At 67.9% G+C, this 11,628-nt stretch carries 9 protein-coding genes; 7 read left to right on the top strand and 2 right to left on the bottom strand.

The genetic code is table 11. From position 1 onward, the window contains the following. From cobW to D9X30_RS29445, 5 genes are all read left to right on the top strand, one after another. Window positions 1-1,065, top strand: a complete 1,065-nt coding sequence (gene cobW, locus D9X30_RS29465; RefSeq protein WP_153949308.1) for a cobalamin biosynthesis protein CobW — start codon at window positions 1-3, stop codon at window positions 1,063-1,065. 29 nt (window positions 1,066-1,094) lie between these two features. Next, window positions 1,095-4,877 carry a cobaltochelatase subunit CobN gene (gene cobN / locus D9X30_RS29460; RefSeq protein WP_153949309.1) on the top strand — a complete coding sequence of 1,261 codons (3,783 nt, stop codon included), beginning with the start codon at window positions 1,095-1,097 and terminating at the stop codon, window positions 4,875-4,877. Further along, a complete protein-coding gene (locus tag D9X30_RS29455; protein ID WP_228771024.1) occupies window positions 4,874-5,905 on the top strand; it encodes a magnesium chelatase ATPase subunit I in 1,032 nt (343 codons plus the stop codon). The genes cobN and D9X30_RS29455 overlap by 4 nt, the downstream gene beginning before the upstream one ends. An 80-nt stretch (window positions 5,906-5,985) precedes the next feature. Continuing rightward, entirely contained in the window at window positions 5,986-6,585 is a 600-nt protein-coding gene (locus D9X30_RS29450) for a vWA domain-containing protein (protein WP_502799702.1), read from the top strand. 99 nt (window positions 6,586-6,684) lie between these two features. Next, complete coding sequence (locus D9X30_RS29445; protein WP_153949359.1) at window positions 6,685-7,758, top strand: methyl-accepting chemotaxis protein; 1,074 nt, start codon at window positions 6,685-6,687, stop codon at window positions 7,756-7,758. 4 nt (window positions 7,759-7,762) lie between these two features. Here the strand turns inward: D9X30_RS29445 and D9X30_RS29440 are convergent, their stop codons facing one another. Then, the gene (locus tag D9X30_RS29440; protein ID WP_153949310.1) at window positions 7,763-8,647 is read right to left on the bottom strand and encodes an alpha/beta hydrolase; all 885 of its coding nucleotides are present in this window, start codon (window positions 8,645-8,647) and stop codon (window positions 7,763-7,765) included. Window positions 8,648-9,109: 462 nt separating this feature from the next. Between D9X30_RS29440 and D9X30_RS29435 the strand changes: the two genes are divergently transcribed. After that, window positions 9,110-9,577 (top strand): copper resistance protein CopQ, encoded by a 468-nt coding sequence (locus D9X30_RS29435; RefSeq protein ID WP_153949311.1) that lies wholly within the window; start codon window positions 9,110-9,112, stop codon window positions 9,575-9,577. Between the two features lie 271 nt (window positions 9,578-9,848). After that, the gene (locus D9X30_RS29430; RefSeq protein WP_153949312.1) at window positions 9,849-10,463 is read left to right on the top strand and encodes a TetR/AcrR family transcriptional regulator; all 615 of its coding nucleotides are present in this window, start codon (window positions 9,849-9,851) and stop codon (window positions 10,461-10,463) included. Window positions 10,464-10,584: 121 nt separating this feature from the next. On the opposite strand, the gene D9X30_RS29425 is transcribed toward D9X30_RS29430, so the two are convergent. Next, entirely contained in the window at window positions 10,585-11,517 is a 933-nt protein-coding gene (locus tag D9X30_RS29425) for an MBL fold metallo-hydrolase (RefSeq protein WP_153949313.1), read from the bottom strand. Between the last annotated feature and the right edge of the window lie 111 nt (window positions 11,518-11,628).

Here is an 11,628-nt window from a genome sequence, read left to right as displayed (position 1 = left end):
ATGCAAACCTCCAAGATTCCGGCCACCATCGTCACGGGCTTTCTTGGCAGCGGCAAGACCACGCTGCTGCGCCATATCCTCGATCACGCCAATGGCCGCCGCATCGCGGTGATCGTCAACGAATTTGGCGAACTGGGCATCGACGGCGAAATCCTGAAAGGTTGCGGTATTGGCTGCGACGACGCGGGCGAGCCCACGGGCCAGCTGTACGAACTGGCCAATGGCTGCCTGTGCTGCACCGTGCAGGAGGAATTCTTCCCCGTCATGGAGCAGCTGCTGGAGCGGCGCGACCAGATCGACCACGTGCTGATCGAAACGTCGGGCCTGGCGCTGCCCAAGCCGCTGGTGCAGGCCTTCCACTGGCCCAGCATCCGCAATGCCTTCACGGTGGATTCGGTGGTCACGGTGGTCGATGGGCCGGCCGCGGCGGCCGGCCAGTTCGCCGCCAATCCGGTGGCGGTGGACGCGCAACGTCGCGCCGATCCGAACCTGGACCATGAGTCGCCGCTGCATGAACTGTTCGAAGACCAGCTGGCCAGCGCCGACCTGGTGATCCTGAACAAGACCGACCTGATGGACGCCGCGCAGATCGCCAGCGTGGAAGCGCTGGTGCGGCCCGAGATCCCGGCAGAGGTCAAGATCGTGCCGGCGCAGGCTGGCAAGCTCGACGTCGGCATGCTGCTGGGCCTGCAGCGCGCGTCGGAAGATACGATTCACCTGCGCCCCGACCATCATGGCAGTGCCGACGACCCCGACCATGCCGATCACCATCACGACGCGTTCGAATCGGTGGTGGTCCATGCCGGCACGGTGGACCGGGATGCACTGGTGGCCGCACTGCAAAAGCTGGTGGCGGCGCATACGATCTATCGCGTAAAGGGCTTTGCCACGCTGCCGGGCAAGGCCATGCGGCTGGTGCTGCATGGCGTGGGCCAGCGTTTTGACAGCTATTTCGACCGCGCGTGGCGTGCCGGCGAGCCGCAGGGCACGCGCGTGGTGCTGATCGGCCAGGAACTCGACGGCGCGGTGCTGCAGGCGTCGCTGGATGCCGCGCTGGCGCGCTGACCGCTGACGCAGTCGAAGCGACCCAGGCGATGCACCTGCTGTCCACCCGGCCCGGCGGCTTTGTCGAAGACAGCGCCGTGGTGCTGCGCATCGCGCAGACGCCGGGCGATATCGTCATCCTGAGCGCGGCCGACACCACGCTGTCGCTGCTGGCCGCCGCCGTGCCCCGGCTGGGCGCCGAGTATCCGAGCGTGCGGCTGGCCAACCAGATGTACCTGCGCCAGCCGGCGTCGCTCGATCTCTATATCGACGACGTGCTGCAGCACGCGCGGGTGGTGGTGGTGGACCACCTGGGCGGAGCCAGTGACTGGGCCTACGGGCTGCAGCGGCTGCCCGAACTGGCGCGCGCACGCGGCCAGTTGCTGGTGATGTTGTCGGGCGACCTGGACGAGGACGACAACCTCGCGCGGCTTGGCAGCGCACCCCTTGCGCTGTCGCACCAGCTCTGGCGCTATCTGCGCGAGGGCGGGGCGGCCAATGCCGAGCAGTTCTTCCGCTGCCTGGGCCAGCATGCCTATGGGCACACGGCGCCGGTGCTGCCGGCACAGGTGCTGCCGCAGGCGGCGCTTTACCATCGCGATCATGGCGTGGCCACAGTGCAAGACTGGCAGCGCGAATGGGCGGCGCGCGGGCTGGCCGGTGCGCCCGTGGTGGCGCTGCTGTTCTACCGGTCGCACCTGCAGGCCGGCAATACCGACGTGTTCGATGCGATGGCCCAGGCGTTGCTCGATGCCGGCCTGTGTCCGCTGCCGCTGGCCGTCAGCTCGCTCAAGGAGCCGATCTGCCGCGAGGTGCTGCAGCGGCTGTGCGACGCGCACGGCGTCTCGCTGGTGCTCAATACCACGGCGTTTTCGGTGGCGTCGCTCGACACGGCTGGCGAAGCCGATAGTCCGCTGGCCAACGACGCGCCGGTGCTGCAGGTGATCCTGAGTGGCGGCAATCGCGAGGACTGGCTGGCCGACAGCCAGGGCCTGGGCACGCGCGACGTGGCGATGCACGTGGCGATGCCCGAGGTCGATGGCCGCATCATCACGCGCGCGGTGAGCTTCAAGGGGCTGGCGTATCGGTGCCCGCATACCGAAGTCGATGTGGTGCGCTATCGGCCCGACGCCGAACGCGGGGGTTTCGTCGCCGAACTGGCGCGCCGCTGGTGCCGGCTGCGCACGCTGCCAGCCGCCGAAAAGCGCCTGGCGCTGATCCTGGCCAACTACCCGGCCAGCGAAGGACGCATCGGCAATGGTGTCGGGCTCGACACGCCGGCGTCGGTCGTGCAGATTCTGGCCATGCTGAAGGCTGCCGGCTATGCCGTGGGGCCGCTGCCCGCCGATGGCGACGCGCTGATGCAGGGCCTGATGCGCGGCGTGACCAACGATGTGGCGCAGCATGCGTGGCGCCCGGCGTTCCAGAGCGTGGCGATGGCTGACTACCTGGCGTGGCTGGCGCAGCTGCCGCAGGCCAACCAGGACGCCATCGCCGCCCGCTGGGGCAGCCCCGATGCCGATCCGATGGTGCGAGATGGCCGCTTCATGATCGCCGGCGTGCGCACCGGCAACGTGTTTGTCGGCATCCAGCCCGCGCGGGCATATGGCGTGGACGACTACGCCAGCTATCACGATGCCGAACTGGTGCCGCCGCACGGCTACCTGGCGTTCTATTTCTGGCTGCGGCACACCTTCGGCATCGATGCCGTGGTGCATGTCGGCAAGCATGGCAACCTGGAATGGCTACCCGGCAAGAGCGTGGCGCTGTCGGAGGCCTGCTGGCCCGATGCGATCCTGGGCCCGCTGCCGCACCTGTATCCGTTTATCGTCAATGACCCGGGCGAGGGCGCGCAGGCCAAGCGGCGCACCCAGGCCGTGATCATCGATCACCTGATGCCGCCGCTTACGCGCGCCGAGAACTACGGCCCGCTGCAGGACCTGGAGCGCCAGGTGGACGAATACCACGAGGCGCTGACCGTGGACCCGCGCCGCGCGAAGCTGCTGCGCCGCGAGATCCTGAAATCGATCGTCGGCCAGCAGCTGCATCGTGAACTCGGCATCGACGCCCCGGCCAGTGGCGACGAGGAAGACGCGCTGCTGAATCGTACCGATGCCTGGCTGTGCGAACTGAAGGAGTCCCAGATTCGCGACGGCCTGCATGTGTTCGGGCAATCGCCGCAGGGCCGCCAGCGCCGCGATACGCTGGCTGCGCTGGCGCGCTTTCCGGTGGGGGATGGGCGCGATGGACGGGCCAGCCTGCTGGGCGCGCTGGCGGCGGACCTGTCACTGGGCGACGGCTTCGATCCGCTCGACGCCGACTGGGCCGCGCCCTGGACCGGACCCCGCCCCGAGGCGCTGGCCGCCGTGGATGCCGCGCCGTGGCGCCATCACGGCGATACGCGTGAGCGGCTGGAAATGCTGGCATTGCGCCTGCTGGACGACGACGTGCCGGTCGGGCCGCGATCGGCGGCCGTGCTGGCGCGCCTGCGCGAGCAGGTGGCCCCGCGGCTCGATGCCTGCGGGCCGCAGGAGCTGCTGCAACTGGCGCGCGGGCTGGCGGGCCGCTTCGTACCCGCCGGGCCCAGCGGCGCGCCGTCGCGCGGCCGTCCAGACGTGCTGCCCACCGGACGCAACTTCTATTCGGTCGACACGCGCGCCGTGCCTACGCGCACCGCCTGGACGCTGGGCCTGCGCGCGGCCGACCAGCTGATCGAGCGGCACCTGCAGGAGCACGGCGAGTATCCGCGTGCGGTGGGCTTGTCGGTCTGGGGCACGGCCACCATGCGCACCGGCGGCGACGATATCGCGCAGGCCATGGCGCTGCTGGGCGTACGGCCCAAATGGGCGCATGGCAGCCATCGCGTGGTCGATTTCGAGATCCTGCCGATGGCGATCTTCAACCGCCCGCGCGTGGACGTGACGCTGCGGGTGTCCGGATTTTTCCGCGATGCATTCGCCAACCTGGTGGCGATTTTCGATGCCGCCGTGCGGGCGGTGGCGGCGCTGGACGAGCCCGAGGACATCAACCCGATCCGCGCCCGCGTGCTGGCCGAACAGCTTGCGCTGACGGCGCAGGGCGTGGACGCCGACGCCGCGCTGGAACGCGCCAGCTGGCGCGTATTCGGCGCGCGGCCTGGCGACTATGGCACGGGCCTGCAGGCGCTGATCGATGGGCGGCGCTGGCAGACCGATGGCGACCTGGCGCACGCCTACCTGCACGCAGGCGGTTATGCCTACGGCCAGCAGGCCGATGGCGTGGAGGCCCGCGACACGTTTGCCGCGCGGCTGGCAGAGATCGACGTGGTGCTGCAAAACCAGGACAATCGCGAGCACGACATCCTGGACGCCAACGACTACTACCAGTTCCAGGGCGGCATGGTGGCGGCCGTGCGCCATCTGGGCGGCACGCAGCCGGCCATCTATCATGGCGACCACGCCAACCCGGCGGCTCCGCGCGTGCGGACGCTGGGCGAGGAGATCGCCCGGGTGATCCGCTCGCGCGTGGTCAATCCGAAGTGGATCGATGGTGTGAAGCGGCACGGCTACAAGGGGGCGTTCGAAATGGCCGCCACGGTGGACTACCTGTTCGGCTACGACGCCACCGCCCGCGTGGTGGGCGATCACCAATACGCGCTGGTGGCCGACGCCTACGTGCATGACGACGCCACGCGCGATTTCCTGGCGCGGCACAATCCGCGCGCCCTGCAGGGCATATGCGAGCGCCTGCTGGAAGCCATGGAGCGCGGACTTTGGCAGGAACCGGGCGACCAGCGCGAGCGCATCGCCCATCATCTGCTCGACAACGAACAGCGTCTGGAAGGGATGCAATGACCCACACTGCCGATGGCGCGGCCATGCGCCCGATCTTTCCGTTCAGCGCCCTGGTGGGGCAGGAATCCCTGCAACAGGCACTGCTGCTGGCCGCCGTGGACCCCGGCATCGGCGGTGTGCTGGTCACCGGACCGCGCGGCACCGCCAAGTCCACGGCGGCGCGGGCGCTGGCCGAATTGCTGCCGCACGGCCAGTTCGTGACGCTGCCGCTGGGCGCCAGCGAAGAGCAGCTGACCGGCACGCTGGACCTGGGGCACGTGCTGCAGCAGGGCGAGGTGCGGTTCCAGCCTGGCCTGCTGGCACGGGCGCACGACGGCGTGCTGTATGTCGACGAGGTGAACCTGCTGCCCGATCCGCTGGTGGACCAGTTGCTCGACGTGGCGGCCAGCGGCGTCAACGTGGTGGAGCGCGATGGCGTCTCGCACCAGCATCCGGCGCGCTTCGTGCTGGTTGGCACGATGAATCCCGAGGAAGGCGAACTGCGGCCGCAACTGCTGGACCGCTTCGGGCTGGCGCTGGCCCTCTCGAACTACGAGGACCCGGCCGCGCGCCAGGCGATCGTGCGCGCCCGGCTGGCGTTCGATGCCGATCCCGATGGCTTCCGCGCGCGGGTGGCGCAGCGCCAGCAGGCGCTGGCCAGCCAGGTCGTGCGTGCCCGCGCGGCGCTTGGTGGGCTGCCGTTCGGCGACGCCGTGCATGACCGCGTCAGCGCGCTGTGCCTGGCGGCTGCCGTGGACGGCGTGCGCGCCGACCTGGTGATGCTGCGCGCGGCGCGTGCACTGGCCGCATGGCAGGGCGCCGCGGATATCGACATCGGCCATGTGGATGCCGTGGCCGAGCTTGTGCTCCATCACCGCCGCCATGCTGGCGCGCCGCCGCAGCCGGGCCAGACACCGGCTGTGCAACCTCAGTCCCAGGCCACGGATCAAGCCAACCCCTGGGGCGCTTTGCCGCCGCCGCAAGCGGCCGGCATGGCCGAGGTCAAGCCGCTGAAGCCGTTCGGGAAGCTGCCACCAAAAAAAGCCTGAGCCACCGGCGGCCGTCCGGGCCCGACCGGACCGGCGGCCATCGGTGGCAACCCATCCGTCCGTCATCCCCACGGCAGACCGTGCACGGCGGCACGTCCGGGGCACGTATTCACTGGCCACGCACGCTGGCCGCCAAGCGCCGCGCGATGCTGGATGCCGCGCACCTGCGCTTCCGGCGTGCCGATGCGCGCGCCGGGGTGCTGCATTGTTTCGTGCTCGACTGTTCCGGCTCGATGGCCCACGGCGAGCCGCTGGCCCTGGCCAAGGGCGTGCTGGCGCGGCTGGTGGAGCGGGCCTATCAGGCGCGCGCCGATGTCGCGCTGGTCTGCTTTGCGGGGCAGCACGCCGAAGTGCGCCTGGCGCCGGCACGTGCCCGGCCGTGGAATGACGACTGGATCCGGCCCATTGCGGGCGGCGGCGGCACGCCACTGTCGCTGGGGACGGCGCGCGCCGACCAGTTGCTGGCGTGGCAGGCCCGGCGCCGGCCCGCCCAGCAACGCTGGCTGTGGCTGCTGACCGATGGGCGCAGCACGGAATCGCCGGCGCGTCCTGCCTGGGCCGACCACGTGGTGGTGGTCGATGTCGAGCGGCAGGCGCTGCCGCTGGGGCGCTGCCGGCAACTTGCGCAAGCCTGGGGCGCCGATCTCCAGACCGCCGGTTCGCTGCAGATCCGGGCCTAAAGTTTTGCCGCAGGCCAGCCGTTAGTCCATCGATAGCCCCGGGCAACTTGGGGCAAATATCGAGGAGCGGAACCGATCATGGCCTGGGACAACTTGAGTATGCGCACCCGGTTGGGTGCGGCATTTGGGGTAATCGTGCTGCTGGTGGCAGCCATGCTGGTGCTGGCGCTGGGCCAGGTGGCCGATGGCAGCACGCGCAGCTGGCTGTGGACGCTGGCCATTGCCGTGCCGGTCTTCAGCGTGATTTGCTGGTTCCGGCTGGCCCGGGCCATCGAGGAACCGCTCAGGGAGGCCGAATTCATCGCCGAAACCGTGGCGGCGGGCGACCTGAGCAAGGATTTCGAGACCGAGCGCGGCGGCGACTTCGGCCGGCTGCTGGGCGGCCTGGGCGAGATGGAGGACATGCTCACCGACTTGGTCACGCGCATCAAGGGTGCCAGCGATTCGATCTCGTCGGCCTCGCAACAGATCGCGGTGGGCAATACGGATCTGTCGCAGCGCACCGAGGAGCAGGCCGCCACGCTGCAGGAAACCGCGTCGAGCATGGGCGAACTGACCGCCATGGTGAAGCAGAACACCGAACGCGCGCGCACGGCCAACGGGCTGGCGGCGTCGGCGTCGGGCATTGCCGAACGCGGCGGTTCCATCGTCAGCGACGTGGTGCAGACGATGGACGCCATCAGCGTCAGTTCGCGCAAAGTGACCGACATTATTGCCGTGATCGAGGGCATTGCATTCCAGACCAACATCCTGGCACTGAACGCGGCGGTGGAAGCGGCGCGCGCCGGCGAGCAGGGACGTGGCTTCGCCGTGGTGGCGGGCGAGGTGCGCACGCTGGCGCAGCGTAGCGCGGCGGCGGCCAAGGAAATCAACGTGCTGATCAGCGATTCGGCGCGCCAGGTGGAAAGCGGCTCGGCGCTGGTGGGCCAGGCCGGGCAGACCATGGAGGAGATCGTCCAGGCCGTGCGGCGCGTGACCCAGATCCTGAGCGAGATCGCCGTGGCGTCGGAGCATCAGAGCGAAGGGATCGAGCAGGTGAATGTGGCCGTCACGCAGATGGATGACGTGACGCAGCAGAACGCCGCGCTGGTGGAGCAGGCCGCGGCCGCCTCGGCGGCACTGGCCGATCAGGCCCAGGAACTGCAGAAGGTGGTGGGCGAGTTCAAGCTGTAACGGCTCAATCGTCCTGCAGCCGGCCGCCCTGCAGCCATGCGATGACGGGCGCCCAGAACGTCTTCATGAACGGCGTTTCGATGGCGGCGTTGTGTGGCAGGTCTTCGAAGACCACCAGCCGGCTCGGGCCATGCGCCGCGCGGGCCAGGTGCTCGGCCTGGCGGAACGGGATGGTCTCGTCGCGCCGGCTGTGAATCAGCATCACGGGCAGTTTCGACGCCCGCAGCCGGGCGATGTTGTTCCACGGGTTCGGCAGCGCCCAGGCCAGCCAGCCCGGGACCAGCCCGGTGGCCACGGCCGCCGCCCGGGCCGAGGAGAAGCCCGCACCGATCACCAGCCCGTCGGGCAATGGTCGTAGACCGTCCAGTACATCGAGCAGCACGCCGCTGCCCAGCGAATATCCCATGACATAGTGCCGCGCCGCCAGCGGGGCGGTCGCGCGGAACTGCGCGAAGGCGGCCAGCGCATCTTCCCGCAGGTGGCTCACGCTTGGCGTGCCGGTGCTGGCGCCGTATCCGCTGTAATCGAACACGAACGAACTGATGCCCGCCCCGTGCAGCAACGCCTGCACGGGCGCCCAGTCGGCCAGGCATTCCTCGTCGCCATGGAAGACGGCCAGTGCCGGGGCGGCCGGGTTGGCGGCAGCCACCCAGGACGCACGCAGCGCCCGATCGCCACTCTTGAATGTGAATTGCCGCGACGCCACGCCCAGGTCATCGGGCTGCAGCGTGCGGACCTGGCCGGGCCCGAACGCATCGCGCTCGATGGCACGGTACAGCAGCAGGCGGCCAACGCCGGCCATCACGGCCAGGCCGGCCAGGCCAAGGGCGCCCGCAAACCAGCGCCGGTAGGCGAGCGGGGCAGATTGCGCGGTGGGGACGGGCGGCATGTGACGATGAGAAAAGGCGGGCAGGTGGGATAACCGTAGCACTTGTGATGCCAATGGGAAGCGGGTGTCGGCCGGCCGTCGCCGGGTGTTTCTTGAACAAGTCATTAAAAATCAACGACATATCTGCTAAATAAACGTCTTCGATCACACCGATAGAAATCTTTTTAGCCCCGAGGCCGAATTTCTTCTTGCTTATCTATCTACAGGTAGATAGTATTCAGGCCATGGACAGCGCGACGCCGAACCGAAAAGATCAAAACGGCAAGGCAACGCGAAACGGTCCAGGCAACACCAGGCAGTTTCAGTAACCGGAGGCGGTTTTTTTTAAGCCCTGATCCTCTATCTAGCAGTAGATAGCGGATGCAGTGAGGACCAGAAAGAAGGCCGCCGAAATTGCAGCACAGACCCATTGCCGCGCGATCGACCAACGAACCGGATCGCCGGCATAGCAAGGAGAGCACCATGAACGCCAAGACCATCCTGACCGCCGCCACCCTCGCAGCTGCTTTCGTGACGGGCGCCGCCCAGGCCGCACAACCGAGCGGCGAAGCCTACGGTTATACGTATCGTGTGAATGACCAACGCAGCGCCTTCACCGACGGCGCCCGCATCGGCAACCGCGACGCCTTTACCGACGGCGCCCGCGTAACGAACCGCGATGGCCTGGTGGCCGGCATCGGCAAGCGTGATGTCTATACCGACGGCGCGCGCATCACGAACCGCGATGGCTTTACCGACGGTGCCCGTACGGCCGATCCGTACCTGGACGGTGCGCGCTTCGTCGCCGGCCTGGACACGAAGGGCGTTTCCGCCAGCCCGGCCCGCAAGGTGGATCCGTACCTTGACGGCGCCCGCGGCAATGGCCCGCGCAACCCGTACTTCGACGGTGGCCGCTCGGCCGACGTGTACACCGACGGCGCCCTGGCTTGATCCAGGCCAAGACCCCGAATCTCGCCATGATCTGGCGATGACCCCAACGCAGACGGCACTCCACAAGGGTGTCCGTCTGCATTTTTGCAGGCGAACTACCATGGAAGCGATCCGACACGACGCCCTGTTGCTGGGCGGATGGCTGGCGCTCTGCGCCGTCAGTGGTGCAGCCATCACAGTGGTGGTGCAGGCACTGGCCTGAACCGCCTGGCGGTTGACTCCGGGAAAATCCCGGTTGAGTATCTATCTTCGTGTAGATAAAGTACCAGCCATGAAAACGCAACCTGTCCGCGAGCAACTGCTCGAACATACGCTGGTCCTGATCCGCAGCCGCGGTTTCAATGGATTCAGCTATCGCGACCTGGCCGAACTGGTGGGGGTCAAGACCTCCAGCATCCACTACTATTTCCCGTCGAAGGACGATCTGGTCCTGGAAGCGGTGAAGGAGTACAGCCGGCGCATTTCCGAGCGGCTGGCCGGCATCGATTCGAGCCTGCCGGTGCTGGAACAGGCGCGTCAGTATCTGGACCCGCTGCGCCAGACCTGCGGCTCGGGGCAGATCTGCCTGGCCGGCATGCTTTCGACCGAAATCCTGAGCCTGCCCGAGTCGGTGCACCATGTGCTCAAGGAGTTCTATCACATCAACGAAGGGTGGCTGACCAAGCTGCTGGAGCGCGGCCAGCGCGAGCGCGAGACGCCGTATCCGGTGCCCCCCGCGATGCTCGCCCAGGTGATCTATGGTTCGCTGCAAAGCGGCCTGATCGCAGCGCGTCTGTTTGGCACCCACGAACGGCTGGATGCCGCGGCCGAGACACTGCTGGGCGCCCTGTGCAACCAGCGGGCCAAGGCCTTGCTCGACGCCCAGGTGACCTGCGGATCGTTGTAAGCGCCTGCAACGGACTGCCGAATGGAAAACCGCCCGATGGCACCATGCCATCGGGCGGTTTTTTTATGGCCCGGCGACACCGCCCTGCAGCCGGGGCCGGCAGGGCGGGCACCGGTATCCATCAGTAATCCCACTGCACCGGCACGAACCGGAAGCCGTCGCCGTTCTTCGCGATATGGCCGATGGACGGGAAGGCGATATGCGCGGCGGCCAGCATGGCGCCCGTTTCGGCGGCCTCGTTGAGCAGCGCGATGCGGACGTCCGCCGCCACTTCAGGCTCGTGCTCGAAGCCGTTTTGCCATTCCGGGTGATCGAAGCCCACTTCGAAAATCGCGTCGCCCACGAACGTCAGTGTTTCGCCATTCGATGCGACGTCCACCACGCAGTGCCCCGGCGTGTGCCCGCCCGTCACGCGCGCCGATACGCCCGGCGCAACGTGAGCGGTCTGGTCGAACTGCACGATGTGCTCGCTGTACAGCTCCACGAACCTGGCGGCGGCCTTGCGCAGCGCGGGAGGCACCGTTTCGGGCATCACGGTCTTGCTGAAGTCGGGGTTCTTCCAGAACGCGACTTCGGCGGCGGCCACGTGAATGCGCACGTCCGGGCGCAGCTTGGCCTTGACGCCATCGACGTTCAGGCCGCCGACGTGATCCATATGCATGTGCGTGATCACAATGTCGGTGATCGCAGCCAGGTCGATACCGGCCGTTTCCAGGCGCATGACCGACCGTCCGGCGCGCGTGAAGTACTCGAAGCCATCGCCCACACCCGAGTCGATCAGGATCAGACGGTCGCCACTGCGAACCAGCGCGATATTCAGCGCCCAGTCGAACATGTCGCGTTGCAGGAAGCGGCCATCAAACCATTCGTTGCGGTCCGCCTCGCTCACATTGGTGGACATGGTGGACGTCGGCAGCGGCAGAATGCCGTCGCTGATCAGCACCACATCGACATCACCCACGCGCACCGCATAGCGCGAAGGCACGAGTTCGCCAGCACCATCCTTGCCAAGGTTGGCCGTCACCGGCTGCACGTTGCGGATTGTTTCGCTCATTTTCATTCGTCCTGTCCATTGAGTGAGTAAGCCGCACGGGGCGGCAGGCGCTATCCGCTTCAGTGGGCGGACATCCTCCTCGACCGTCGCACGGCTTGTGCAACCATCGTT

The organism is Cupriavidus sp. U2 (assembly GCF_009663685.2).
Taxonomy (GTDB): Bacteria; Pseudomonadota; Gammaproteobacteria; order Burkholderiales; family Burkholderiaceae; genus Cupriavidus; species Cupriavidus necator_C.
The sequence above is the reverse complement of the archived record's forward strand: the minus strand, read 5'-3'. Positions and strand labels throughout refer to the sequence as shown.

Excerpts from the sequence above, each read along its gene's own strand:
- cobW (WP_153949308.1), top strand. The coding sequence starts at position 1 with ATGCAAACCTCCAAGATTCCGGCCACCATCGTCACGGGCTTTCTTGGC.
- cobN (WP_153949309.1), top strand. The coding sequence starts at position 1,095 with ATGCACCTGCTGTCCACCCGGCCCGGCGGCTTTGTCGAAGACAGCGCC.
- D9X30_RS29455 (WP_228771024.1), top strand. The coding sequence starts at position 4,874 with ATGACCCACACTGCCGATGGCGCGGCCATGCGCCCGATCTTTCCGTTC.
- D9X30_RS29445 (WP_153949359.1), top strand. The coding sequence starts at position 6,685 with ATGCGCACCCGGTTGGGTGCGGCATTTGGGGTAATCGTGCTGCTGGTG.
- D9X30_RS29440 (WP_153949310.1), bottom strand. The coding sequence starts at position 8,647 with ATGCCGCCCGTCCCCACCGCGCAATCTGCCCCGCTCGCCTACCGGCGC.
- D9X30_RS29435 (WP_153949311.1), top strand. The coding sequence starts at position 9,110 with ATGAACGCCAAGACCATCCTGACCGCCGCCACCCTCGCAGCTGCTTTC.
- D9X30_RS29430 (WP_153949312.1), top strand. The coding sequence starts at position 9,849 with ATGAAAACGCAACCTGTCCGCGAGCAACTGCTCGAACATACGCTGGTC.
- D9X30_RS29425 (WP_153949313.1), bottom strand. The coding sequence starts at position 11,517 with ATGAGCGAAACAATCCGCAACGTGCAGCCGGTGACGGCCAACCTTGGC.